We start from the raw sequence: 25,740 nt of genomic DNA on the forward strand, positions 1-25,740 counted from the left end.
CATCCCTGGATGAAAAGGCGCACGAGGGAGCTTGCGCAGCAATGCCAGTCGCCTTGAATTGAACATCGCACTGCACCGCGTCAGGATTTATGAGACTCAAGCCCTTCCCCCTTTTGCTTCTACTGTTTATCCCGGGCCTTGGCGTTGCTGCCGAGAAGACCGTTTATGGACTCAATGAATACGCCAAGTTGGCCGGCATTGACCTGGAAGTGGCCGCCAAGCTCGACACCGGGGCCAAGACCGCGTCCTTGAGCGCCCGCGACATCAAGCGCTTCAAGCGCAACGGCGAGTCCTGGGTGCGCTTCTACCTGGCCATCGACACCGCACACTCCCACCCCATCGAGCGTCCCCTGGCCCGCGTGAGCAAGATCAAGCGCCGCGCCGGTGACTACGACCCCGATGAAGACAAGAACTACACCGCCCGTCCAGTCATCGCCCTGGACATCTGCATGGGCACCGCTTTACGCAGTATCGAAGTGAACTTGACTGACCGCAGCGCCTTCCAATACCCGCTGCTGATCGGCTCCGAAGCGCTGAAACGCTTTGATGCGCTGGTCGACCCCAGTCTTAAATACGCGGCGGGCAAACCTGCCTGCGCCTCCGACGCTCATACCGCTGAGTAATTTGAATGCGCTCTCTTAATCTGCACCTGAAAATCCTGATCGCCGTTTTGGTGGTCTTGGGCATTTCGGTCACCGCCTATCAGATTTTCGTGCTGGGGATTCCCGTCACCGAGGACGCCACCGACGACCTGTGGAACATCGACGCCAAGGTCGAGTTCGTTGCCAGCGCCAAGGACCCGGTGAAAATCCAGATGTTCGTGCCGCCCCTGAGCCGCGACTTCGTCAGCCTGAATGAAAGCTTTATCTCGAATAACTACGGCGTCAGCGTCAATCGCCTCGACGGCAACCGCAAGGTCACCTGGTCGGCACGCCGGGCCAAGGGCAACCAGACCCTCTACTACCGCCTGGTGCTGACCAAGCGTTACAGCGGTGAAAAGGTCAAGGTCAAGGGCCCGACCTTCCGCGACAGCATCGCCGTCGAAGGCCCGGAAAAAATCGCCGCCGAAGCCCTGCTGGCGCCGATCCGCCAGCACTCGGCCGACGTCGAGACCTTTATCAGCGAAGCCATCAAGCGCACCAACAACCTCAACGACGACAACGTGAAGCTGCTGCTGGCGGGCGACCCGTCGACGCCGCACAAGGCCAAGATCGTCGAGTTGCTGCTGTCCATCGCCCACGTGCCGGTGGAAAAGGTCCACACCATCCGCCTGGTGGCCGACCAGCCGCAAACCCCGGAACTCTGGCTGCGCAGTTTCAATGGCAACGACTGGCTGTACTTCAACCCCGACACCGGCGAGCAAGGCCTGCCGGCCGACCGCCTGCTGTGGTGGACCGGTGATGAAAACCTGATCACCGTCGACGGCGGCAAGAAGGCCATGGTGACCTTCAGCCTCAACAACAGCGAAATGAACGCGATTCGCCTGGCCAAGCTGACGGACGAAAACACCGACGCCAACTTCCTCGAGTACTCGCTGTACGGCCTGCCGCTGCAAACCCAGCAGACCTTCATGATCATGGTGATGATCCCGATTGGCGTGCTGGTGATCCTGATCCTGCGCAACCTGATCGGCCTGCAGACCCTTGGCACGTTTACCCCGGTGCTGATTGCCCTGGCGTTCCGAGAGACACAGCTGGGCTTCGGGATTGTGCTGTTCACCATTATTACGGCGCTGGGGCTGTCGCTTCGGTCTTACCTGGAACACTTGAAGCTGCAGATGCTGCCGAGGCTCTCGGTGGTGCTGACCTTCGTGGTGGTGCTGATCGCCGCCATCAGTCTGTTCAGCCACAAGCTCGGCCTGGAGCGCGGGTTGTCGGTGGCACTGTTCCCGATGGTGATCCTGACCATGACCATCGAACGCCTGTCGATCACCTGGGAAGAACGCGGTGGCGGCCATGCGATGAAAGTCGCGATCGGCACGCTGTTCGCCGCTTCCCTGGCGCACATCATCATGAGCGTGCCGGAACTGATCTACTTCGTGTTCACCTTCCCGGCGATCCTGTTGATCCTGGTGGGCTTCATGCTGGCCATGGGTCGTTATCGCGGCTACCGCCTGACCGAACTGGTGCGTTTCAAGGCCTTCCTCAAGGCTGACTCGTAATGTTCGGCTTCTGGAAGACCTGGAAGGCCCTGGAAGCGCGGGGGATCATGGGCATCAACCGGCGAAATGCCGACTACGTGCTCAAGTACAACAAGCGCAGCCTGTATCCGATCGTCGATGACAAGATCATCACCAAGGAACGGGCCATGGCCGCCGGCATCCACGTGCCGGAAATGTACGGGGTCATTTCCACCGAGAAGGAAATCGACAAGCTCGACGAGATCATCGGCGGGCGCAGCGACTTCGTGATCAAGCCGGCCCAGGGCGCCGGTGGTGACGGTATCCTGGTGATCGCCGACCGTTTTGAAGGGCGCTACCGGACCGTCTCCGGCAAGATCATCAGCCATGAAGAAATCGAGCATCAGATTTCCAGCATCCTCACCGGCCTGTATTCCCTCGGCGGCCACCGTGACCGCGCGCTGATCGAATACCGGGTGGTGCCCGACCAGATCTTCAAGAGCATCAGCTACGAAGGCGTACCGGACATCCGCATCATTGTGCTGATGGGCTACCCGGTGATGGCCATGCTGCGCTTGCCCACCCGCCAGTCCGGCGGCAAGGCCAACCTGCACCAGGGCGCGATTGGCGTGGGTGTCGACCTAGCCACCGGCCTGACCCTGCGCGGCACCTGGCTGAACAACATCATCACCAAGCACCCCGACACCACCAATGCGGTGGACGGCGTGCAACTGCCCAACTGGGACGGTTTCATGAAGCTCGCCGCCGGCTGCTACGAGCTGTGCGGCCTGGGCTATATCGGCGTGGACATGGTGCTGGACCAGGAAAAGGGTCCGTTGATCCTGGAACTTAACGCTCGCCCGGGGCTGAACATCCAGATTGCCAACGACTGCGGCCTGACCTTGCGTACCCATGCCGTGGAGGCTCGACTGGAAGAGCTGAAGGCGGCGGGCGTGACGGAAACACCGGAGGAACGGGTGAAGTTTGTGCAGGAAATGTTTGGGCATATTCCGGCGGTCGAGGGATAAACCCAGTGACCTGCTCCGTACACCCGCTGCCCTACCGGGCCAACCCTGCCGAATACTTTGCAGCAATCCGCCATGCCCCCGGCGCGGTGCTGCTGGACAGTGGCCGACCGGCGGCCGAGCGCGGCCGTTATGACCTGCTGAGCGCCTGGCCCGAGACGACCCTGGCGGTACTGCCCGACGAAAGCGGCAGTGATTTCCTGCAGCGCCTGCGGGAAAACCTGACGTTGCTGGGTGAAGCCACGATCCCCGCGCCCTACGAACTGCCGTTTGCCGGCGGCCTCATCGGCTACCTGAGCTACGACTTCGGTCGTCATCTTGAGCACCTGCCGCACGTGGCGGTGGACGACCTGCACCTGCCGGATGCACGCTTTGGCCTGTACGCCTGGGCCTTGATCAGCGATCACCAGGCGCAGACCAGCCAACTGGTGTTCCATCCCAAACTGGCGGAAAGCGAACGGCAGCGCCTGATCGCGCTGTTCGGCCAGCCGACCATCAGCGCATCGGCCACCTTCAAGCTGCAAGGCCCAATGGCCCCGGACGTGACAGCCGACACCTACAAACACGCACTCGCCCGCATCCAGGATTACATCCAGGCGGGTGACTGCTACCAGGTCAACTTTGCCCAACGTTTCCGTGCCCCGTGCAGTGGCGATCCGTGGGTGGCCTACTGCGCCTTGCGCGCAGCCTGCCCGACGCCGTTTTCCGGGTTCCAGAGCTTGCCGGATGATGGCGCGGTATTGAGTTTATCGCCGGAACGCTTCGTCAAAATCAGCCAGCGCCAGGTGGAAACCCGCCCGATCAAGGGCACCCGGCCAAGGGGGGCGACGCCCGAGGAAGATGCAGCCAACGCCGCTGAATTGCTGGCCAGCCCCAAGGATCGTGCCGAAAACCTGATGATCGTCGACCTGCTGCGCAACGACCTGGGCCGCACCTGCCGTACCGGCTCGGTGAAAGTGCCGGAGTTGTTCAGCCTGGAAAGCTATCCCAACGTGCATCATCTGGTGAGCAGCGTCACCGGTGAGCTGGCGGACGACAAAGACGCCCTCGACCTGATCGCCGGCAGCTTCCCCGGCGGCTCCATCACCGGCGCACCGAAGATTCGCGCGATGCAGATCATCGACGAGCTGGAGCCGACCCGGCGCGGGTTGTATTGCGGTTCGCTGGTGTATCTGGACGTGCGCGGCGAGATGGACAGCTCCATCGCCATTCGCAGCCTGTTGGTCAAGGATGGTCAGGTGTGCTGCTGGGGCGGCGGCGGGATTGTCGCGGACTCGGAGTGGCAGGCGGAGTATCAGGAGTCGATGACCAAGGTGCGGGTGTTGTTACAAACCTTGGAAAGCCTGTAGCACGCAGCCCTCCCTGGCTCTGCGACGCGGAGCCAGGCAGCAGAAAAGACCTGAATCAGTACCGAAGTAGACGGGGTCGAAGCCGGAGGATAGCGTCCGGTTTCAACCGTCCACCAGCCGTCTGTGAAGGATCACATGAAACGACTGCCTACTTGTCAGGAAAGATTTCCGAGATTGCATCTGCCCTCAACCGCACCTATCATCTCCCAAATTGGGAGGTCGCAGCGATGCGGATAATCGCTCTGTCTGCCCTACGAATATTCTGGGAAAACCACCCTGGTTGCATGGATGCCAAAACGCCGCTGGTCGAGCTGTATCGCCATATGGAAAAAGCTGTTTACCCAACCCCTCAGGCCCTCAAGGCAGAGCTAAGGACAGCGAGCATTCTCAAAGGGGGCAGGGTTGTGTTCAACATAGGCGGCAACAAGTATCGAGTGATCATGGCGATCAATTATCAGCGACAGCTTGCGTTCATTCGCTTCGTGGGGACCCACGCGCAATACGATCAGATCAATGCGGAGACCGTGTGATGAACATCAAACCCATTCATTCCCAGGAAGACCTGACCGCTGCGCTCGCGCGCGTCGAACAGCTATGGGAAGCGGAAATCGGCTCGCCCGAGGGTGACGAGCTGGAAATTCTCGCCATCCTTATCGAAAAGTACGAAGCGGAGCATTTCCCAATGCCGCCTTCGGATCCCGTAGAAGCGATTAAATTTCGAATGGAGCAGCTAGGCCTGACCGCCCGTGACCTGGAGCCTTTCATAGGTCCGAGCGGGCGGGTTTCCGAAGTGTTGAATCATAAGCGCAAGCTGAGCTTGTCGATGATCAAACGCCTGCATGAAGGCTTGCGCATTCCTTATGAGAGTTTGCTGGCAGGGGTCTAGGCTGTGCAGTGGCCATACCGGCCCCATCGCGGGCAAGCCCGGCTCCCACATGGGAGCGCGGTCAACATGTGGGAGCTGGCTTGCCTGCGATGAGGCGTCAGCCACGCCAAATAACTTACAGGCTCAACTGCCGATTCGACGCGTTGATGAACTCTTTCTTCAAATCCTCAAACGTATGCACCGCCGGGAACTGCGGGAACTCGCGAATCACGTTCTCCGGCGCGTGGAACAGAATCCCACGGTCGGCCTCACCCAGCATGGTGGTGTCGTTGTAGGAATCACCAGCGGCAATCACGCGGTAGTACAGGGTTTTGAAGGCCAGCACCGACTGACGCTTGGGATCTTTCTGACGCAGCTGGTAGCTCACCACCCGGTCACTCTCGTCGGTGATCAACCGGTGGCACAGCAAGGTCGGGAAACCCAGTTGGCGCATCAGCGGCTGGGAGAACTCATAGAAGGTGTCAGACAGGATCACCACCTGGAAGCGCTCGCGCAGCCAATTGACGAACTCGATGGCGCCGTCCAGCGGCTTGAGGGTGGCGATCACTTCCTGGATGTCCGAGAGCTTCAGCCCATGCTCATCAAGAATGCGCAGGCGCTGTTTCATCAGCACGTCGTAGTCGGGGATGTCCCGGGTGGTGGCCCGCAAGGATTCAATACCGGTTTTTTCGGCGAAGGCGATCCAGATTTCCGGAACCAGCACCCCTTCCAGGTCGAGACAGGCAATTTCCACAAGACACTCCCATTTAAAGTTATTGAGTTGAGCGAGCAAAAGGACTGCCGAACTCTAGCGATTCACGCTGGCCGCCGCAACGCAGGCGGGATTTTGTTACCATCGCCCCCCTATAGAGCGCTCAGCGCCACTGACCTGTAGGAACCGTCCTGATGAACCAAGCCTTCGACGTCGCTGAACTCGCCGCGACTTACGCCAACAAATCCGCCCAGGACATTCTCAAGCTGGCCTTCAGCCAGTTTGGCGACGACCTGTGGATCTCTTTCAGCGGTGCCGAGGACGTGGTGCTGGTCGACATGGCCTGGAAGCTGAACAAGAACGTCAAGGTGTTCAGCCTCGACACCGGTCGCCTGCACCCGGAGACCTACCGGTTTATCGAGCAGGTGCGTGAGTTCTACAAGATCGACATCGAACTGATCTCGCCGGACCAGAGCAAGCTGGAACCCTTCGTCAAGGAAAAGGGCCTGTTCAGTTTCTACAAGGACGGCCATGGCGAGTGCTGTGGTGTGCGCAAGATCGAACCGCTGCGCCGCAAGCTGTCCGGTGTGAGCGCCTGGGCCACCGGCCAGCGCCGCGACCAGAGCCCCGGCACCCGCAGCCAGGTGGCCGCGCTGGAAATCGATACGGCTTTTTCCACCCCGGAACGCACCCTGTACAAGTTCAACCCGCTGGCGCAGATGACCAGTGAGGAAGTATGGGGTTACATCCGCATGCTGGAGTTGCCGTACAACAGCCTGCACGAGCGCGGTTTTATCAGCATCGGCTGTGAGCCGTGCACCCGTCCGGTACTGCCGAACCAGCACGAACGCGAAGGCCGTTGGTGGTGGGAAGAAGCAACCCAAAAAGAATGCGGGTTGCACGCCGGGAACATCATCAGCAAGGCGTAACGCCTGAGCCAGAATCCTGTACACAGAAATGTCACCATCGGTGCCATTTTTGTGTGCACTTATAAGATCCTGCACCGAAAGGTTACATCCTCCCTCGTCACACCTCTTCTAAAATCCCCGCCCCTCTCTGCGCTACAAAATAAATAGCTGTTCAAACGGTCAATTTATATCGCTTTAAATTCAGTCTGTTATTTCCAATCACGCTAAAAACCAAATCGCCGTGTATTTCATCCGGCGAAAATCTGGCACGCATGTGGCTTAAGGCAAAACACACTTTGTATACAATTAATAAAGAATATACATACACTTTGACATCAGCCGCTCTCCTGCTGATGTCCAGGAGCCTGCCGGAATGCGTACAAGTCTCTCCAATAACATCGCACTGGATCTGCCCTCCTCCACCCTGAACCCCGAGGCCACGAGCCCCGGCCCGTTGGTCCTCAGCCCGCGCCTGCACAACAAGGACCTGGCGCCTACCAAGGCCGAAGGCCGGCGCTGGGGCCGCTACAGCATCTTTGCCTTGTGGACCAACGATGTGCACAACATCGCCAACTACTCCTTCGCCATCGGCCTGTATGCGCTGGGCCTGGGTGGCTGGCAGATTCTGCTGTCCCTGGGGATCGGCGCGGCGCTGGTGTACTTCTTCATGAACCTGTCGGGCTATATGGGGCAGAAGACCGGCGTACCGTTTCCAGTGATCAGCCGTATCAGTTTTGGCATCCATGGTGCGCAGATCCCGGCACTGATTCGTGCGGTGATCGCGATTGCCTGGTTCGGGATACAGACCTACCTGGCCTCGGTGGTTTTCCGCGTGCTGTTGACGGCGGTTCATCCAGGTTTTGCCGACTACGACCACAACTCGATCCTCGGCCTGTCCACCCTGGGCTGGGCGTGTTTTGTGGCGATCTGGTTTGTGCAGCTCGCCATCCTCGCCTATGGGATGGAGATGGTGCGCCGCTATGAAGCCTTCGCCGGGCCGGTGATTCTGCTGACAGTAGCGTCCCTGGCCGGCTGGATGTATTTCCAGGCGGACGGCCACATTGCCTGGGCCATTCGCGAGCCGCTGACCGGTGGTGAGATGTGGCGCAATATCTTTGCCGGCGGCGCGCTGTGGCTGGCGATCTACGGCACGCTGATCCTGAATTTCTGCGACTTCGCCCGCTCCTCGCCGTGCCGCAAGACCATCAAGGTCGGCAACTTCTGGGGCCTGCCGGTGAATATCCTGGTGTTCGCGGCCATCACCGTGCTGCTGTGCGGCGGGCAGTTCCACCTCAATGGCCGGGTGATCGAGAGCCCCACGGAAATCATTGCGGCGATACCCAACACATTCTTCCTGGTGCTGGGCTGCCTGGCGTTCCTGATTGTGACCGTGGCGGTGAACATCATGGCCAACTTCGTCGCACCCGCCTTTGTGCTGAGCAACCTGGCGCCCAAGTACCTGAACTTCCGCCGCGCCGGGCTGATCAGCGCCACCGTGGCGGTGTTGATCCTGCCGTGGAACCTCTACAACAGCCCGCTGGTGATCGTGTATTTCCTCTCGGGGCTGGGCGCTCTGCTGGGGCCGTTGTACGGGGTGATCATGGTCGACTACTGGTTGATCCGCAAAAGCCAGGTGGACGTGCCGCAGCTGTATAGCGAAGACCCGAATGGCGCTTATTACTACAGCCGCGGAGTCAATCTGCGGGCGGTGGCGGCGTTTATTCCTGCGGCGGTGATCGCCATTCTCCTCGCCCTGCTGCCCGGTTTCGCCCTCGTCTCGCCCTTCTCCTGGCTGATTGGCGCCGGTATTGCAGGGCTGCTGTACCTGCTGTTCGCCAAGCGCCAGCCGTACTACGCCGATGTGAGCGGCGAAAGCATTGCAGTCGATAACATCAGTCATTAAGTAAGGACATTCCATGCGCATCCTTGTGGTCAACGTCAACACCACCGAGTCCATCACCGAGGCCATCGCCAAACAGGCACGGGCGGTGGCGTCCCCCGGCACCGAGATCGTCGGCCTGACTCCGTTTTTCGGTGCCGAATCGGTGGAAGGCAATTTCGAAAGCTACCTGGCGGCCATCGCGGTGATGGACCGGGTGATGGCCTACGACCAGCCGTTCGATGCGGTGATTCAGGCGGGTTACGGCGAGCACGGCCGCGAAGGTTTGCAGGAGTTGCTTAACGTACCGGTAGTGGACATCACCGAAGCCGCCGCCAGCACCGCGATGTTCCTCGGACATGCCTACTCCGTGGTGACGACTCTGGACCGCACCGTGCCGCTGATCGAGGACCGGCTGAAACTGGCCGGCTTATATCAGCGGTGCGCGTCGGTACGGGCCAGCGGCATGGCGGTATTGGAACTGGAGGAAGACCCGCTGCGGGCCATGGAGGCCATCGTGCGCCAGGCTGAATTGGCGATCAGCGAAGACAAGGCCGAAGTGATCTGCCTGGGCTGCGGCGGCATGGCCGGGCTGGATGAGCAGATTCGCTACCGCACGGGTGTGCCGGTGGTGGACGGTGTGACCTCGGCGGTCACCATTGCCGAAGGCCTGGTGCGGTTGGGACTGTCGACCTCGAAGATCCGCACGTTTGCGACGCCGAGGCCGAAGAAAGTCATCGGCTGGCCCGGAAAGTTCGGACATTGAAGATCCAGAATGTGGGAGCGGGCTTGCTCGCGAAAGCAGTGGATCAGTCGATGCATGTGGTGACTGTCACACCGCCTTCGCGAGCAAGCCCGCTCCCACACTTTGATCCCCACAAGGATCAAATGGCGCTGAACCGCCGCCCCAACTCGCGTTCGACAAACTGCTCCAGGATGAAATCCACAAACGCCCGGGTCTTGCCGGGCAGCAGCTTGTGTTCGGCGTAGTACAGCGAGATGTTGCCGTCGTCGACATACCAGTCGGGCAGCACTCGCACCAGTTGGCCGCTGTCCAGATACGGCACCGCCATCGGCATGCTGACCAGCGCAATCCCCAAGCCCTGGGCACTGGCGCAGCAGGCAGCGCCCGAGTCGCTCATGGTCATGCGCGGCTTGAGCACCAGCGGGCGTTGTTCGCGGGTGCGGTGGGTGAGTTGCCACGAACGCACGCGCCCGGTTTGCGGTGAGCGGATCAGGATGCCGTTGCACACAGACAAGTCCTCGGGCGCGACCACCGGCTTGCGTTTGGCGAGGTATTCCGGTGAGGCCAGCAGGATCCGGTGCGCCGGCGCCAGCTTGCGCGCGACCACGCCCTGGGGCAGCTCAAAACCACCGCCGATCGCGGCATCGAAACCCTGGCCGATCAGGTCCACCTGGCGGTTATCAAAATGCCAGTCGGGGTTGATATCAGGAAAGCGCTTTAGAAACTCCCCCAGCAACGGCACCACATAACGGTTGCCGAACACCGTGCCCATGCTCACTTTCAGCGTGCCCACTGGCCGCCCTTCGGCACTGGCCAGGTTAGCCACGGCGTTTTGAATGGTGGTGAGGCTGCCGCTGACTTCTTCGAGGAAGAGCTTGCCGGCCTCAGTCAGCGTCAGGCGCCGGGTACTGCGCTGGAACAGCCTTACACCCAGGCGCGCCTCCAGCTTGGCCACACTTTTGCCCACGGCCGCCGGGGTCAGGCTCAGGTGCCGGGCAGCCTCGGCAAAACTGCCGCCTTCGGCGCTGCGCACGAAGCATTCGATACTGCCAAAGCTTTCCATATCGCCCCACTCTAAACTTTTGGTTTACACAGACTATAGCAATCACGGTCTACCGGGCGCGCCGGGTGAGGTCGATACTCGACTCCAACCTCAACACACCTTTTGGAGAACGACATGACCACACAAAACCTCAGCGGCAAAGTCGCCTTGATCCAGGGCGGTTCCCGCGGTATCGGCGCCGCCATCGTCAAGCGCCTGGCCGCACAGGGCGCTGCCGTCGCCTTTACCTACGTCAGTTCGGCTGCCAAGGCTGAAGCGTTGCAGAACAGCGTGATCAGCCAAGGCGGCAAAGCCCTGGCGATTCATGCCGACAGCGCCGACGCAGACGCCATCCGCAGCGCCGTCAACGCCACCGTCGAAGCGTTCGGGCGCCTGGATATCCTGGTCAACAACGCAGGCGTGCTGGCCGTCGGCCCGCTGGAAGATTTCAAGCTGGAAGACTTCGATCGCACCCTCGCCATCAACGTACGCAGCGTATTTGTCGCCACCCAGGAAGCCGCGCGGCACATGGGCGAAGGTGGCCGCATCATCAACATCGGCAGCACCAATGCCGATCGCATGCCGTTTGCCGGTGGCGGCCCGTACGCCATGAGCAAATCGGCGCTGGTCGGCCTGACCAAAGGCCTGGCCCGCGACCTGGGCCCACGGGGCATCACCATCAATAACGTGCAGCCAGGCCCGGTGGACACCGACATGAACCCGGCAAGCGGTGATTTCGCCGAAAGCCTGATCGGCTTCATGGCCGTGGGCCGTTATGGCCATGTAGAAGAGATCGCCAGTTTCGTCGCCTATCTGGCAGGCCCTGAGGCCGGCTACATCACCGGCGCCAGCCTGACCATCGACGGTGGTTTCGGCGCCTGAACCAACGCTGCGACATCACACCACGCTCCGACCTTGGTCGACACTGACTAACGCCAAGCATCATGCGAGACTGTTCGCCCGGGCCGGGAATGCCCGGGCGTTCTTATGTCTGGAGTTCTCATGACGCTGTCCAGCGGGCTGATCGCCGCCGTTGCCCTGGCCTATATGGCCATTATGTTTGCCATCGCCTTTTACGGTGACCGTCGCCATGCGCCGCTGCCGCCGCGGATGCGTGCCTGGGTGTATAGCCTGTCGCTGGCGGTGTATTGCACCAGTTGGACATTCTTTGGTGCTGTAGGCCAGGCAGCCGAACAGTTGTGGGCGTTTTTACCGATCTACCTGGGACCGGTGCTGCTGTTGGTGCTCGCGCCGTGGGTCCTGCAGAAGATGGTGCTGATCAGCAAGCAGGAAAACATCACCTCCATCGCCGACTTTATCGCCGCCCGTTACGGCAAATCCCAATCCCTGGCGGTGGTGGTGGCGCTGATCTGCCTGGTGGGCGTCCTGCCTTATATAGCCTTGCAACTCAAAGGCATCGTGCTGGGGGTGAACCTGCTGATCGGCGCCAGCGCCGACACTACCGGCACCCGCTCCCAGGACACGGCGCTGATCGTGTCGCTGGTATTGGCGTTGTTCACCATTGTGTTCGGTACCCGCAACCTGGACGCCACGGAACACCACCGCGGCATGGTGCTGGCGATTGCCTTTGAATCGTTGGTCAAGCTGTTCGCGTTTCTCGCCGTCGGTGCGTTTGTGACCTACGGCCTGTACGACGGTTTCGACGATTTGTTCAGCCAGGCGATGCTCGCGCCACGGCTGGAGGAATACTGGAAAGAGACCGTCAACTGGCCCTCGATGGTGGTGCAGACCGGCGTCGCGATGATGGCGATCATCTGCCTGCCCCGGCAGTTCCATGTCACCGTGGTGGAAAATATCGATCCCCAGGACCTGCGCCTGGCCAAGTGGGTGTTCCCGGCCTATCTGATCCTGGCCGCCCTGTTTGTGATCCCGATTGCCCTCGGCGGGAAGATGCTGCTGCCGGGCTCGGTATTACCGGACTCCTACGTGATCAGCCTACCGTTGGCCGAAGCCCATCCGGCGCTCGCCGTGCTGGCGTTTATCGGCGGCGCCTCGGCGGCTACGGGCATGGTGATCGTCGCGAGCATCGCCCTGTCGACCATGGTCTCCAACGACATGCTGCTGCCCTGGCTGCTGCGCCGTTCCAGTGCCGAGCGGCCGTTCGAAGTGTTCCGTCACTGGATGCTGTCGGTACGCCGGGTGAGCATTGTCATCATCCTGCTGCTGGCTTACGTCAGTTACCGGCTGCTGGGGTCCTCCGCCAGCCTTGCAACCATTGGCCAGATTGCCTTTGCCGCCGTGACCCAACTGGCACCGGCGATGCTCGGCGCGCTGTACTGGAAACAGGCCAACCGACGCGGAGTATTTGCCGGGCTGGCGGCGGGTACGTTCCTGTGGTTCTACACCTTGGTCCTGCCGGTCACCGCGAAAAGTCTGGGCTGGTCGTTCAGCCTTTTCCCGGGCATGACGTGGCTGCATTCGCACCCGCTGGGCTTGTCTGTAACTTCTCTGACGCTGGGCACCGTATTTTCCCTGGCGGGTAACTTCACGTTGTTCGTGTGGGTCTCGATGCTGTCCCGCACGCGCGTGTCGGAACATTGGCAGGCCGGGCGTTTTATCGGCCAGGAAATCAGCCAGCGGGCCAGCGCTCGCTCGATGCTTTCGGTGCAGATCAACGACTTGCTCAGTCTGGCAGCGCGGTTTGTCGGTGAAGAACGGGCTCACCAGAGTTTTGTGCGCTTCGCCTATCGGCAAGGCAAAGGTTTCAACCCCAACCAGAACGCCGACAATGACTGGATTGCCCACACCGAACGCCTGTTGGCCGGTGTGCTCGGGGCTTCATCGACCCGCGCAGTGGTGAAAGCCGCCATTGAAGGCCGGGAAATGCAGTTGGAGGACGTAGTTCGCATCGCCGACGAGGCGTCGGAAGTGCTGCAGTTCAACCGGGCATTGCTGCAAGGCGCCATCGAAAACATCACCCAGGGCATCAGCGTGGTCGACCAGTCCCTGCGGCTGGTGGCGTGGAACCGGCGGTACCTGGAGCTGTTCAATTACCCCGAAGGCCTGATCAGCGTGGGCCGGCCGATTGCCGACATCATTCGCTACAACGCCGAGCGCGGGCTGTGCGGCCCGGGCGAGGCCGAAGTACACGTGGCGCGTCGCCTGCACTGGATGCGCCAGGGCCGTGCGCATACCTCCGAGCGGCTGTTTCCCAATGGCCGGGTGATCGAACTGATCGGCAACCCGATGCCGGGTGGCGGGTTTGTGATGAGCTTCACCGACATCACCGCGTTCCGCGAAGCCGAGCAGGCGTTGACCGAGGCCAATGAAGGCCTGGAACAGCGGGTGACCGAGCGAACCCACGAACTGTCGCAACTCAACGTCGCGCTGACCGATGCCAAGGGCGTGGCCGAGACCGCCAGCCAGTCGAAAACCCGGTTCCTCGCAGCGGTCAGTCACGACTTGATGCAACCGTTGAACGCCGCAAGATTGTTCTCTGCTGCCCTCTCCCATCAGAACGACGGCATGTCGCCGGATGCCCGGCAGTTGGTGCAGCATCTGGACAGTTCGTTGCGTTCGGCGGAAGACCTGATCAGCGACCTGCTGGATATTTCGCGCCTGGAAAACGGCAAGATCAATCCGCAGCGCCAGCCCTTCGTGCTCAATGAACTGTTCGATACGCTGGGCGCCGAGTTCAAGGCGCTGGCTCAGGAGCAGGGTTTGCGTTTCCGTCTGCGGGGCAGTCGTTTGCGGGTGGACAGTGACATCAAGTTGCTGCGGCGGGTGTTGCAGAATTTCCTCACCAACGCATTCCGGTACGCCGACGGGCCGGTGCTATTGGGTGTGCGGCGCCGTCGCGGCGAGTTGTGCCTGGAAGTGTGGGACCGTGGTCCCGGGATTCCCCAGGACAAGCAAAAAGTCATCTTCGAGGAATTCAAACGCCTGGACAGTCACCAGACCCGTGCCGAGAAAGGCCTCGGACTGGGCCTGGCGATTGCCGATGGCCTGTGCCGCGTGCTCGGGCACCGCTTGAGCGTGCGTTCATGGCCGGGCAAAGGCAGCGTGTTCAGCGTGCGTGTGCCGTTGGCGCGCACTCAGGTCAGCGCGCCTGCCAAGCCGGCGCAGGAAAGCGGCCAGCCGTTGAGCGGTGCACAGGTGCTGTGTGTGGATAACGAAGAAAGCATCCTGATCGGCATGCGCAGTTTGCTCACGCGCTGGGGCTGTGAAGTCTGGACCGCCCGCGACCAGGCGCAATGTGCCGCGTTGCTGGCCGAGGGTGTGCGGCCGCAACTGGCCCTGGTGGATTACCACCTCGACCACGGGGAAACGGGCACCGAGTTGATGGGTTGGCTGCGGGCGCAATTGGCAGAGCCGATTCCGGGTGTGGTGATCAGTGCCGACGGGCGGCCGGAGATGGTGGCCCAGGTGCATGCGGCAGGGTTGGATTACCTCGCCAAACCGGTGAAGCCGGCGGCGTTGCGGGCCTTGTTGAGCCGGCACCTGCCGCTTTAGCCCATGTGGGAGCTGGCTTGCCTGGGATGGCATCGCCTCGGTGTATGCGGAGGACCGAGGTGTCTGCATCGCAGGCAAGCCAGCTCCCACAGAGACCGGTGACTATTCTGGCAACTGCGCCACGCCGTCTTCATCGGTCATCGCCCGTTCCAGCAAGTCGGCCGGCAGGCTTTTGCTGGCGCGGGCGCCGAGCAGCTTCAGTTGCTCGGTACGGCTCACCAGGTTTCCGCGTCCGTCGGTCAGCTTGTTGCGCGCCGCACTGTAGGCTTTATCCAGCTGCTGCAGGCGGTTGCCTACCTCGTCCAGGTCCTGGATAAACAGCACGAACTTGTCGTACAGCCAACCGGCGCGCTCGGCAATTTCCCGGGCGTTCTGGCTTTGCCGTTCCTGTTTCCACAGGCTGTCGATCACCCGCAAGGTGGCCAACAGCGTGGTCGGGCTGACGATCACGATGTTGCGGTCGAAGGCTTCCTGGAACAGGTTCGGCTCGGCTTGGAGTGCAGCCGAAAATGCGGCTTCGATGGGCACGAACAGCAGCACGAAATCCAGGCTGTGCAGGCCTTCCAGACGTTTGTAGTCCTTGCCGGCCAGGCCTTTGACGTGGTTGCGCAAGGACAGTACGTGCTGCTTGAGGGCTGCCTGGCCGATCGCCTGGTCGTCCTCGGCGACGTACTGTTGATAGGCGGTCAGGCTGACCTTGGAGTCCACCACTACCTGCTTGTCCCCCGGCAGCATGATCAACACGTCGGGCTGGAAGCGTTCGCCGTCCGGGCCCTTGAGGTTGACCTGGGTCTGGTACTCGCGGCCCTTTTCCAGACCGGCATGTTCCAGCACCCGCTCCAGGATCAGCTCGCCCCAGTTGCCCTGGGTTTTCTGGCCCTTGAGGGCGCGTGTCAGGTTGGTGGCTTCATCGGACAGGCGCAGGTTCAGCTGTTGCAGGCGCTCCAGCTCCTTGGCCAGGGAGAACCGCTCGCGGGCTTCGCTCTGGTAGCTTTCTTCGACGCGCTTTTCGAACGACTGGATGCGCTCCTTGAGCGGGTCGAGCAATTGGCCGAGGCGCTGCTGGCTGGTTTCGGCGAAGCGTTGCTCGCGCTCGTCGAAGATCTTCCCGGCGAGTTCAGCGAACTGCGCGCGCAGCTCATCACGGGAACCTTGCAGGTCACTGAGGCGTTGCTGATGGCTTTCCTGTTGCTCGCGAAGTTCGGCGCGCAGGGACGCGGACAAGGCATCCAGGCGGCGCAGTTCGGCTTCTTTGGCGGAACGGTCGAGGTTCCAGGCGTGGGCGGCGTCGCGGGCGTTGTCACGGTCGATCTGCAGCAGTTCGACTTCCCGGCGCACGGCGGCCAGATCAGCCTGTTTGGCAGCGTTGGCCTGGCTCAGGTCGCTGATTTCGTCACGGCTGGCGTCCAACTGCGCGGCGAGCCCTTCCTGGGCCAGTTGCGCGGTGGCCAGGCGCTCTTCGAGCAATTCCCAGCCGGCCATTCGCGCGCTCAGTCGGCGCTGAATCTGCCAGCACAGGCCCAACAGCGGCAATCCAGCAGCGGCGAGACCCAGCACAACACTGGTCCAGTCAAAAGCCATAGCGATTCCTGCCGTCACCCGAAAAGAAGAAGGTTAACCAAGCCAGCGCATTGAGGACAGCTCAGTCTTCGATCTGGCCCAGTTCACGCTGGGCGATGCGGTCGCCGGCGCGGGCGGCCTGGCGCAGCAGTTCGTGGCCGATACGGCGGTCGCGGGCATTGCCGCACTCGCGGCACATCAACTGGCCCAGACGGCTTTGCGCCACCACCACGCCAGCACGAGCCGGTTGCTTGAGCAAATGCCCTGCAAAATGTTTGACGTTGGGGCTGTGGCCCAGGCGCGGGCTGTCGAGCAACCACAAGGCAACTTTCAGGGAAAAACGCTTGGGTGCGGTAACAACCTGAGGGCTGTCGGTAACAGAAGGTGATACTGAGCGAAACTTCATAAAGCACTGTGGGACAGAACGGAAGGCGCGCCACTCTACTCTTTTTTTCGTACAGGTAAAGCTGAAAAAAGCCTGCACGCCCGTTCTAGAGCAAGCGCTTGGGACAATCCACAGAAGCTGTGGATAACTCAGTGGACAACCGTTCTGTAAGTCCCGCAAAGGCCCATGGAACGGGGGCCGCAGTCAAACTGACGATTTTTTCACCAATAAAAAAAAGCTCGATTTTTCATTGACTTAAATTTTAGTTGCAGGCACCCGGGCGCTTTGCGGGGCGTATGTCAGTTCAGTTACACAGGGCGCCACCAATGTGCACAACTACCCACTCGCCGGTTATATCAACCGCGTTTTTTGCTCAGGCAGCGGCTAAGGAATGTTACCGCAGGCCCAGGACCCGAAAAGTTTTTTGCCTATCACACTTCCTTTCATCGTTTCAATCCGTTACTATCCGCGGCGTTAGTACCAAGCTGAAAGTCAATTCTGGTCGAACAACTCCCTCACGGCACCGCCGACAAAAAGGGATCGACCACCTCGATGGTTTCCAGGTATCACTTGCGACGACACGGCCTTTGAACAATGCAAAGGGTGTCGCGAAGTTTCCATACTCTGTCCGAACCAACCTGCAAATTGATCAGGATCTTCACCCCGGGCCCAGAACCTTTGCCCCTGTTGTGTTGCCTGCCCTCCTAAGTACCTACCTGCCAGCCCAAGCGCGCCAACTTAATAGCGCTTCAAACTGGCTGCTTTGTTCCAGTCGGGTTCTTCGTTCGATCAATGGTGATCAACGTCACTGGAACGTTTTAACGTTGCACGGTTCTTAACCGTGTCATTTGTAGGAACACCAATAATATGTCCACTCAAATCCACACTCAGGATGCCATTCGCACCCTCACCAACGCTTTTGCACCAATGAACTGCCTGATCATGGCCGCTCGCAAAGGCTGCTTCAGCTTTACCCTGGTCAACGAACACGGCATCGCTCGTCACAGCGAACGCCTGTACCCCGATCAATACTCCAGCGCAGAACCGCTGCAGGCCGTGATCGATCGTACTCGCCAGGCACTGGTTGCCTGATCGACCCGAATCGCTGAAACACAAAAACCCCGGTTAAAACCCGGGGTTTTTTATTGCCTGAAATTCAGGCGCGCTAAGTTTAAATTGATATAAACGATATAACTAAATGATGAAAATATTTTAAAAACAGTCCTTTACATCGTAAATATGACACTACACTTCAACTCAAGCGGCATGATCCGCTTCCGGCGGACCTGAGATCCGATTCACCGCTGCCAAGCCCTCGCTCAGGTATCGCCGATTAATTTCATGGATTGAGGCATTTATGGGCATCGCCGCCAGCGAATTGTGTCGTTATGTGATCCGGCCCACCCTGCTTTACCTGGGTCGCCATAACCAGACGGCTGAATCCCTGCTGCTGGGCATCGCCGCCAGCCAGTCGGCACTCGGTTCAGCCCTGCACGACCGCCGCGGCCACGGCCTCTACAGCATCACCGAGCCGCGTCATCGCGCGCTGTGGGATAACTATCTGGCGCTGGACCCCGAGCGCGCCAGCCTGGTACGCGGACTCGCCAGCCAGCATGCCTTCCTCAGCGGGCCGCAGCTTGAGCTGACGGTCAACCTGCGTTACGCCACCGCCATCGCCTGGCTGCTGGTGGAACAACACCGCCCAAACCTGCCACCGGCCGACGACGTATTGGCGATGGCGCGTATCTGGAAAGAAATATTTCACCCTCAAGGCCGGCTCCGGGATTTCACCCAGGCCTGGCAAACCTGTGTTTCACCCATGAATCACGTCGCCTGTTGACCGGGCGATTTGCAAGATTCGGCTAAAAACGTTGATTTTGGTCGGATTGTCCTACAAAACCGCTCTATCTCCTGTGTTTGAGCCTATAGCGCAAACATAAATTTATTGTTACTTTCCGCAGCGGTGATCACCACGGAGTTCTAATAATGAAAAAAGTAATGCTCAAGACGACACTTAGCCTCGCCGTTGCAATGGCATCCTCCCACGTGTTCGCGAGCGGCTTCGCCCTCAACGAACAAGACGTTGCCGGGATGGGTACCGGTTTTGCGGGACGTTCTTCATCTGCCGAAAACGCAAGCACTGTTTATGGCAACCCTGCCGGTATGGCTCGCCTTGACGGCCAGCAAGTTACAGGTGGTGTTGCAGCGATTGATGCTTCCACCAACATCAAAGATGTCAGTGGTCGCTCCAGCGGTAGCAATAAAGGCGACATGGTCCCTTTCACTGCCGTTCCTTTCGGTTTCTACACCAATAAACTCAATGAGCAATGGGCTGTCGGTTTCGGCGTCTATGCACCCTTTGGCCTGGTGACTGACTACGAAAGCGGCTTCCAGGGCAAAGCATTCGGCAGTAAGAGCGAAGTGAAGGTCATTACCTTCCAGCCAACCGTCAGCTATGCCTTCAACGACCGGGTGTCGATTGGTTTTGGTCCGACCATCAACCGTATCGCCGGTACGCTTGAGTCCGATATCAACCTGCCAATCGCCGGGACCGGCTCCAACAACGTCAAGATCAAGGGTGATGACACCGCACTCGGCTTCAATGCCGGCCTGCTGGTACAAGCCACTGACACCACTCGAGTGGGTCTGACCTATCACTCGAAAGTGAAGTACAAGCTCGAAGGCCATACCGAAGTGACCAAGGGGGCCAACGTTCCCGCCAGTCTCTTGAACAACGGTCGTTACGACGCTTCGTTGAAGATCGACACCCCTGAATCCTGGGATCTGTCTGTTACTCAAGACCTGAGCGACGCCTGGAAACTCTATGCGGGCGCAACATGGACTCGCTGGAGCCGCCTGAAAGACATCACCGTCAATAACGAAGGCGTATCGGCCGCCGCAGGCAGTGGCGCTCTGGCTCCGCAAATTGTCGGCACCATCAAGGAAGACCAGAACTGGCACGACACCTGGGCCTACGCCCTGGGTACTTCGTACCGCGTGACCAAGCAGGTGGTACTGCGTACCGGCCTGACGTTCGACCAGTCGCCGACCAACAACACTGATCGCTCGCCTCGCATCCCTACCGGTGACCGGACGATCTTCAGTCTCGGCCTGGGCTACGACGTCATGCCGAACATGACCGTCGACCTGGCTTACTCCTACCTCAAGGAAGAACCTGTCAAAGTTGCACGCGCTAACGCACTGGGCCAGTCCTACAATGCCAAGTACGAAAACAGCGCCAACGGTTTCGGCCTGGGTGTGACGTACAAGTTCTGATGTAAAGCGACATAAAAAAGCCCCGCACTCTTGCAAAAGAGGCGGGGCTTTTTAGTGGGTGCCCATCAGGGTTTCGAAGCCAGCGCCTCTTCCACCGCCTTGATCAGGTCCGCGCTATCCGGCTTGGTCAGGCTGGAGAAGTTGGCGATCACCTTGCCCTGGCGGTCCACCACGTACTTGTAGAAATTCCACTTCGGCGCACTGCTCTGCTGCGCCAGCATCTTGAACAGATGCACCGCGTCCGGGCCCTTGACCTTCTGTGGTTCGGTCATGGTGAAGGTCACGCCGTAATTAACGTAACAAACCTTGGCAGTTTCCTCCCCGGTCTTGGCTTCCTGCTTGAAGTCATCGGACGGCACGCCAATCACTTCCAGCCCCTGGCCCTTGTAGCGCTGGTACAACGCTTCAAGCCCTTTGAACTGCGGCGCAAACCCGCAGAAGCTGGCGGTGTTGACGATCAGCAGCGGCTTGCCGGCAAAGCGCTGGCACAGGTCGATGGATTCCTTGGCGCGCAGCTTGGGCAACTGGCCTTCAAGCAACGGCGGGCAATCGGCAGCCATGGCTACACCGCCAAAAGCCACCATCAGAGCGGGTACTGCGAACCAGCGCATCTGCATGTGAGGTGTCCTTGAAAAGTCTCAGACACAGAACTTAACAGATCGCCATGCCCAACTGCATCAATGCCAGGCCGCCCTGTTGCCAGCCCCACCACGCCAGCAGCAGCAAGAGTCCTGCTCCTGCTGCGCCGAGCCAATGCCAGGTCGAATTCATGCCACCCCCATTTGCGCCTGCAAACGTGCCACCGGGCGCTCGCGCACCGGCCAGTTCAGCGCCGCTGCCACCAGGCTCAGGACGATTGCCACCTGCCAGATCAAATCGTAGCTGCCGGTTCGATCATAGACCACCCCGCCCAACCAGCCGCCGAGGAACGAGCCCAGTTGATGGAACAGGAACACGATCCCACCGAGCATGGAAAGGTTTCTGACACCAAACAAGGTCGCGACCGTGCCGTTGGTCAGTGGCACCGTGGACAGCCACAGGAAGCCCATCGCCATGCCGAACAGGTAGGCGCTGGTCTGCGTCACCGGCGCCCACAGGAAGATCACGATCACCACCGCCCGCAGCAAGTACAAACCGGTCAACAAACGGGGTTTGGACATGCGCCCGCCGAGCCATCCGGCGGTATAGGTGCCAAAGATATTAAACAGGCCGATCAATGCCAGCACGGTCGTTCCCACCGAGGCCGGCAAGTGCTGGTCCACCAGGTACGACGGCAAGTGCACGCCGATAAACACCACCTGGAAACCGCAGACAAAAAAGCCGAACGCCAGCAGCCAGAACCCTGAATGGGAGCAGGCCTCACCCAAGGCTTCGCGCAAGGTCTGCTGGCCAGCCACCGCAGGCAACGGTCGGTCCTTGAGCATGGTCACCAACGGCACGATCAGCGCCACCATCAGGCCCAGCACCAGCAACGCGGCGGACCAGCCAAGCCAGCCGATCAAACCGAGGGTGCCCGGCAACATGGCGAACTGGCCGAACGAGCCGGCGGCGCTGGCGATACCCATGGCCATGCTGCGTTTTTCCGGCGCCACGGCACGCCCCACCACCCCGAGGATCACCGAGAACGAAGTACCCGACAGGCCAATGCCGATCAGCAACCCGGCACTCAGGGACAGCGACCACGCTGAATCCGAAAGGCCCATGAACACCAGGCCCAGCGCGTAGAGCACGCCACCGATCATCACCACCTTGGCCGCACCGAAGCGGTCGGCCAGGGCGCCGGTAAATGGCTGTGCCAGGCCCCAGATCAGGTTTTGCAGGGCGATGGCAAAGGCAAAGGTTTCACGGCCCCAGCCGAATTCGGCACTCATGGGCGCCAGGAACAGGCCGAAGCCATGTCGCACGCCGAGGGACAACGCGAGGATCAGCGCACTCCCCACAAGAATCCAGCCGCTGGTGCGCCACATCGAGGTCATTTCTTATTCTCCGTTCGCGGGTATATACCCGCTTATCATCGAACAAACTCGCGTCAAGCGAGTTCATCCAGCAAGGCCAACAGGGTTTCGCGCTTTTCGGCGCCCAACTTATCAATCAATTTCTGCTGCGCCGCTTCCCAGGCCGGCAATGCGGCGGCGAGCCGTTCGATACCCGCCTCGGTCAGCAAGACCAGGCGGTTGCGCAAGTCATCGCCCTCCACCAACTGCACCAGGCCCTCGCCTTCCAGCACCCGCAGGTTGCGCCCCAGTGTGCTGCGATCCAGGCCCATGGCGTCGGCCAGGCTGGAAATGCTCGGTTGATCGAGGCGCTGCAGATTACACAGCAAAGAATACTGGGCAACGTTGATCCCGAAGCCGTCGAGAGCGCCGTCGTAATGCCTGCTGACGCCACGAGCGGCGCGACGCAGGTTTGTGCATAAACATTGGGAGGCAAGCATGGAGCGTGTATATACCCGGGATTAATGAAATGCAAGAAAGTGTTACAGCACCAGACTGATCAACACCGCCACTTCCAGCAGCTCCAACAGCGCGCCGGCGGTGTCGCCGGTGGTGCCGCCGAGGCGATTGACCATCAATTGGCGCAAGCCGATAAAACAAAGGGCAGCCACCAGCACGGCAATCCCGCCACTGAAACCGCCGATCAAGATACACGCCAGGCCGCTGAGGATCAGCACCTGTTGGCCGACGATCCGTGGCAAATGATCCGCCAGGGCCTGCCCCAGACCACCGGCGCGCACATAGCGCGTGGTGAGAAACAGCGCCAGCATTGAAGCGCGGCCAATCAACGGTGCAAGGATCAGCGCGGCGCCGTTGTGCTGCTCGATCAATGCCACCAGCGCGGTGAATTTGAGCAGCAACACCAGGCCCAGGGTGACCACCGCGATCGGGCCGCTGCGCGGGTCTTTCATGATGGTCAGGGTGCGCTCGCGGTCACCGAAGCCACCGAGCCAGGCGTCGGCGCTGTCGGCCAGGCCGTCCAGGTGCAGGCCGCCACTGAGCAACACCCACGCGGTCAACAGCAGCGCGGCGTGCAGCAGCAATGGCGCGCCCATCAACACGGCGCTCAAGCCCCACAGCAGTAGCCCGAACAGCAGCCCCACCACCGGATAAAACAGCAACGAACGCCCCAGTTCCTGGGGTTGCGGCATGCCCGGCAAGCGAATCGGCAGGCTGCTGAGAAACTGCAAGGCGATCCAGAACGGCAACATGCTCAGCGTCCTTCCCTTAATACGCCATCCGCCTCGACCTGCAGGCTGAACAGGCCACCATGGCCGACTTCGACATTCAACAGTTGCTCACGCGGCAGGCCTCGCGCCTGGGCCAGCAGCAAACGCATGACTCCACCATGGCTGATCAGCAGCACTCGCTGGCCGGCATAGGCTTGATGCAAGCGGCCGACAGCCCCCAAAACACGCGCGGAGAACTGCGAAACCGGCTCGCCCTGCGGCGGCGTAAAACTGTAGGGATCAGCCCAGAACAGGCCCAGCGCGTCGGCGTCGGTTTCCATCAAGGCTGCAGCGCTCTGCCCTTCCCAGGCGCCGAAGTGCAGTTCCTGCAGATCCTTTTCGAGGGTGACCGGCAGGTTCAGGCGCGTGCCCAACTCCTCGGCAAACCGCGCACAACGTTGCAGCGGCGAACTGACCAGACGCTCCCATGGGCCCTGCTCCACCACCGCCCCACGCATCTGCTCCCAGCCCTTGGCCGTGAGCGCATCGTCCAGGCTGCCGCGCAAGCCGCCGCCCAGTTCGGTTTCGCCGTGGCGCAGCAGGTCCAGGCGCAAAGTCATGCCGGGCGATCCGCTACGGCTGCTTCGGCGAAGGTCGCCATCTGCCCGTGCAGCGCGCAGGCCAGGCGCAGCAACGGCACAGCGAGCGCGGCGCCACTGCCTTCACCCAGGCGCAGCCCGAGTTCCAGCAACGGCTCGGCGTTGAGGCTTTGCAGCACGTGACGATGGCCGGGCTCGGCACCGCGGTGGCCGAACAGCAGCCATTCACGGCAGCCGGGGTTCAGGCGCGTGGCGACCAAGGCGGCGACGGTGCAGATAAAACCGTCCACCAGCACCACGACCCCTTCTTGAGCGCAGGCCAGATAGGCACCGACCAGCGCGGCAATTTCAAAGCCGCCGAGGTTGAACAGGGTTTTCAGTGCGTCGTCGCGATCGCCCGCGTGCAGTGCAAGGGCGCGCTCGATGACGGCGACCTTGTGGCTCACGCCCTGGGTGTTCAGCCCGGTACCGGGGCCGGTCAGGTCGCTGACCTGGCAATCCAGCAGCGCGCAGGCCAGGGCACTGGCGGCGGTGGTGTTGCCAATGCCCATTTCGCCACCGATAAACAGTTGCGCACCGCTGGTGATAGCGCGGTGCACGCTGTCGCGGCCGGCTTGCAGGGCCAGTTGGCCCTGGGCTTCGGTCATTGCCGGGCCGTTGACGAAGTTGGCGGTGCCGAGACCGATATTCAGGTGGCGGACGCCCGGTAGGTTCAACGTCGGGGTGATGGTGCCGAGGTCGACCACTTCCAGCTTGGCGTCGAGTTGGCGCGCAAGCACGCTGATGGCGGCGCCACCGGTGACGAAGTTGTGAAGCATCTGGCCGGTGACTTCCTGGGGGAAGGCGGAGACACCTTCGGCGACGACGCCGTGGTCGCCGGCGAAGATCGCGATCCACAGGTGGTCGACGCTGGGTTTGACCTGGCCCTGGAGGCCGGCCAGTTGGACGGCCACGGCTTCCAGCCGGCCGAGGGAGCCGGCGGGTTTGGTCAGCTGCTGCTGACGGGCCAGGGCTTGTTCGTGGGCTTGGGGGTCGATCGCCTTGCAGGGGTTGAGCCACCAGGTGTCGGTCATAACGCAGTACCTTTCAAAGTCAGGGGCAGGCCGGCGACGGTCAGGACAACGCGCTGACAACGTTCGGCCAAGGCTTGATGCAGCCAACCGGCTTCATCGACATAGCGGCGAGTCAATTCGCCCAGCGGCACGACACCCATTCCGGTCTCGTTGCTGACAAAAATGATTTCTCCCGGGAGGGTGGCCAGGGTTTGTAGCAGGGCCTCGCGCTCGTGGTTGAGACGGTCGGGGTCTTCGAGCATCAGCAGGTTGGTGAGCCATAAGGTCAGGCAGTCGATCAGCAGGCAATGGTTCGGGGTGGCGTTTTCCTTGAGGACACGGGCCAGTTCGATGGGCTCTTCGATCAGGCCCCATTCGGATGGGCGGCGTTCGCGGTGGTGGGCGACGCGTGCGGTCATTTCGCCGTCCAGGGGTTGGCTGGTCGCTATGTAGGTGACGCTTAGGCCGCTGTCGGTGGCGAGTTTTTCAGCCAGGCGGCTTTTGCCGGAGCGGGCGCCGCCGAGGATCAACTGGAGCATGGGTTGTGCCTCTGTTTTTGACTGTGTGTATATCCGTTATTTAGGTAAC

At 60.8% G+C, this 25,740-nt stretch carries 25 protein-coding genes; 14 read left to right on the forward strand and 11 right to left on the reverse strand.

Annotated features, from left to right (window positions below; genetic code table 11):
* The first annotated feature begins 89 nt into the window (after window positions 1–89).
* From HX818_RS05980 to HX818_RS06005, 6 genes are all read left to right on the forward strand, one after another.
* The gene (locus tag HX818_RS05980) at window positions 90–623 is read left to right on the forward strand and encodes an ATP-dependent zinc protease (RefSeq protein ID WP_023659091.1); all 534 of its coding nucleotides are present in this window, start codon (window positions 90–92) and stop codon (window positions 621–623) included.
* A gap of 5 nt (window positions 624–628) precedes the next feature.
* Window positions 629–2,161 (forward strand): inactive transglutaminase family protein, encoded by a 1,533-nt coding sequence (locus HX818_RS05985; RefSeq protein WP_003214971.1) that lies wholly within the window; start codon window positions 629–631, stop codon window positions 2,159–2,161.
* On the forward strand, window positions 2,161–3,147 hold the full coding sequence (locus HX818_RS05990) for an alpha-L-glutamate ligase-like protein (RefSeq protein WP_003214969.1): 987 nt from the start codon (window positions 2,161–2,163) through the stop codon (window positions 3,145–3,147). The genes HX818_RS05985 and HX818_RS05990 overlap by 1 nt, the downstream gene beginning before the upstream one ends.
* Window positions 3,148–3,152: 5 nt before the next feature.
* A complete protein-coding gene (gene pabB, locus HX818_RS05995) occupies window positions 3,153–4,493 on the forward strand; it encodes an aminodeoxychorismate synthase component I (protein WP_177019640.1) in 1,341 nt (446 codons plus the stop codon).
* Window positions 4,494–4,720: 227 nt separating this feature from the next.
* Window positions 4,721–5,023 (forward strand): type II toxin-antitoxin system HigB family toxin, encoded by a 303-nt coding sequence (locus tag HX818_RS06000; RefSeq protein WP_003214964.1) that lies wholly within the window; start codon window positions 4,721–4,723, stop codon window positions 5,021–5,023.
* Window positions 5,023–5,379, forward strand: coding sequence for a type II toxin-antitoxin system HigA family antitoxin (locus HX818_RS06005; protein ID WP_087695204.1), 357 nt, complete (start codon window positions 5,023–5,025; stop codon window positions 5,377–5,379). The genes HX818_RS06000 and HX818_RS06005 overlap by 1 nt, the downstream gene beginning before the upstream one ends.
* Window positions 5,380–5,494: 115 nt before the next feature.
* Here the strand turns inward: HX818_RS06005 and thrH are convergent, their stop codons facing one another.
* Window positions 5,495–6,112: a bifunctional phosphoserine phosphatase/homoserine phosphotransferase ThrH gene (gene thrH, locus HX818_RS06010; protein WP_177019641.1), complete on the reverse strand. Its 618-nt coding sequence runs from the start codon at window positions 6,110–6,112 to the stop codon at window positions 5,495–5,497.
* Window positions 6,113–6,264: 152 nt separating this feature from the next.
* Here thrH and HX818_RS06015 point away from each other — a divergent pair, with 152 nt between their 5' ends.
* The 3 genes from HX818_RS06015 to HX818_RS06025 all read left to right on the forward strand — a co-directional run bounded on the left by HX818_RS06015 (window position 6,265) and on the right by HX818_RS06025 (window position 9,623).
* Entirely contained in the window at window positions 6,265–6,999 is a 735-nt protein-coding gene (locus HX818_RS06015) for a phosphoadenylyl-sulfate reductase (RefSeq protein ID WP_003214958.1), read from the forward strand.
* Window positions 7,000–7,351: 352 nt separating this feature from the next.
* Window positions 7,352–8,881, forward strand: coding sequence for an NCS1 family nucleobase:cation symporter-1 (locus HX818_RS06020; RefSeq protein WP_177019642.1), 1,530 nt, complete (start codon window positions 7,352–7,354; stop codon window positions 8,879–8,881).
* A gap of 13 nt (window positions 8,882–8,894) precedes the next feature.
* Entirely contained in the window at window positions 8,895–9,623 is a 729-nt protein-coding gene (locus HX818_RS06025; protein WP_008432690.1) for an aspartate/glutamate racemase family protein, read from the forward strand.
* Window positions 9,624–9,741: 118 nt separating this feature from the next.
* On the opposite strand, the gene HX818_RS06030 is transcribed toward HX818_RS06025, so the two are convergent.
* Window positions 9,742–10,665, reverse strand: a complete 924-nt coding sequence (locus tag HX818_RS06030; RefSeq protein ID WP_102605104.1) for a LysR family transcriptional regulator — start codon at window positions 10,663–10,665, stop codon at window positions 9,742–9,744.
* A 114-nt stretch (window positions 10,666–10,779) separates the two neighbouring features.
* On the opposite strand from HX818_RS06030, the gene HX818_RS06035 reads away from it, so the two are divergent.
* Window positions 10,780–11,526, forward strand: coding sequence for a 3-oxoacyl-ACP reductase family protein (locus HX818_RS06035; RefSeq protein WP_177019643.1), 747 nt, complete (start codon window positions 10,780–10,782; stop codon window positions 11,524–11,526).
* A gap of 120 nt (window positions 11,527–11,646) precedes the next feature.
* Window positions 11,647–15,117 (forward strand): PAS domain-containing hybrid sensor histidine kinase/response regulator, encoded by a 3,471-nt coding sequence (locus HX818_RS06040; protein WP_003214948.1) that lies wholly within the window; start codon window positions 11,647–11,649, stop codon window positions 15,115–15,117.
* A 102-nt stretch (window positions 15,118–15,219) separates the two neighbouring features.
* Here the strand turns inward: HX818_RS06040 and rmuC are convergent, their stop codons facing one another.
* Window positions 15,220–16,584 (reverse strand): DNA recombination protein RmuC, encoded by a 1,365-nt coding sequence (gene rmuC, locus HX818_RS06045; protein WP_173883039.1) that lies wholly within the window; start codon window positions 16,582–16,584, stop codon window positions 15,220–15,222.
* 175 nt (window positions 16,585–16,759) lie between these two features.
* Window positions 16,760–17,083 carry a sel1 repeat family protein gene (locus tag HX818_RS06050; protein ID WP_023659092.1) on the reverse strand — a complete coding sequence of 108 codons (324 nt, stop codon included), beginning with the start codon at window positions 17,081–17,083 and terminating at the stop codon, window positions 16,760–16,762.
* Window positions 17,084–17,929: 846 nt separating this feature from the next.
* Between HX818_RS06050 and HX818_RS06055 the strand changes: the two genes are divergently transcribed.
* From HX818_RS06055 to HX818_RS06065, 3 genes are all read left to right on the forward strand, one after another.
* A complete protein-coding gene (locus HX818_RS06055; protein ID WP_003214941.1) occupies window positions 17,930–18,154 on the forward strand; it encodes a hypothetical protein in 225 nt (74 codons plus the stop codon).
* Between the two features lie 265 nt (window positions 18,155–18,419).
* Complete coding sequence (locus HX818_RS06060) at window positions 18,420–18,902, forward strand: hypothetical protein (protein ID WP_087695206.1); 483 nt, start codon at window positions 18,420–18,422, stop codon at window positions 18,900–18,902.
* A gap of 146 nt (window positions 18,903–19,048) precedes the next feature.
* Complete coding sequence (locus HX818_RS06065; RefSeq protein ID WP_177019644.1) at window positions 19,049–20,338, forward strand: OmpP1/FadL family transporter; 1,290 nt, start codon at window positions 19,049–19,051, stop codon at window positions 20,336–20,338.
* A gap of 65 nt (window positions 20,339–20,403) precedes the next feature.
* Here HX818_RS06065 and HX818_RS06070 read toward each other — a convergent pair whose 3' ends face one another.
* From HX818_RS06070 to cobU, 7 genes are all read right to left on the reverse strand, one after another.
* On the reverse strand, window positions 20,404–20,955 hold the full coding sequence (locus HX818_RS06070; RefSeq protein WP_177019645.1) for a glutathione peroxidase: 552 nt from the start codon (window positions 20,953–20,955) through the stop codon (window positions 20,404–20,406).
* Window positions 20,956–21,105: 150 nt separating this feature from the next.
* Window positions 21,106–22,305, reverse strand: coding sequence for an MFS transporter (locus HX818_RS06075; protein WP_161635735.1), 1,200 nt, complete (start codon window positions 22,303–22,305; stop codon window positions 21,106–21,108).
* 62 nt (window positions 22,306–22,367) lie between these two features.
* Window positions 22,368–22,772: a MarR family winged helix-turn-helix transcriptional regulator gene (locus HX818_RS06080; RefSeq protein WP_003214925.1), complete on the reverse strand. Its 405-nt coding sequence runs from the start codon at window positions 22,770–22,772 to the stop codon at window positions 22,368–22,370.
* A gap of 42 nt (window positions 22,773–22,814) precedes the next feature.
* Window positions 22,815–23,543, reverse strand: a complete 729-nt coding sequence (locus tag HX818_RS06085) for an adenosylcobinamide-GDP ribazoletransferase (RefSeq protein WP_177019646.1) — start codon at window positions 23,541–23,543, stop codon at window positions 22,815–22,817.
* 2 nt (window positions 23,544–23,545) lie between these two features.
* Window positions 23,546–24,121 (reverse strand): alpha-ribazole phosphatase family protein, encoded by a 576-nt coding sequence (gene cobC / locus HX818_RS06090; protein ID WP_177019647.1) that lies wholly within the window; start codon window positions 24,119–24,121, stop codon window positions 23,546–23,548.
* Entirely contained in the window at window positions 24,118–25,173 is a 1,056-nt protein-coding gene (gene cobT / locus HX818_RS06095) for a nicotinate-nucleotide--dimethylbenzimidazole phosphoribosyltransferase (protein ID WP_177019648.1), read from the reverse strand. The genes cobC and cobT overlap by 4 nt, the downstream gene beginning before the upstream one ends.
* Window positions 25,170–25,691, reverse strand: a complete 522-nt coding sequence (gene cobU / locus HX818_RS06100; RefSeq protein ID WP_177019649.1) for a bifunctional adenosylcobinamide kinase/adenosylcobinamide-phosphate guanylyltransferase — start codon at window positions 25,689–25,691, stop codon at window positions 25,170–25,172. Before cobU ends, cobT begins: the two co-directional genes overlap by 4 nt.
* Window positions 25,692–25,740 lie beyond the last annotated feature (49 nt).

It is taken from the genome of Pseudomonas sp. F9001 (genome assembly GCF_013385435.1).
In the GTDB taxonomy this organism is placed as follows: Bacteria; Pseudomonadota; Gammaproteobacteria; order Pseudomonadales; family Pseudomonadaceae; genus Aquipseudomonas.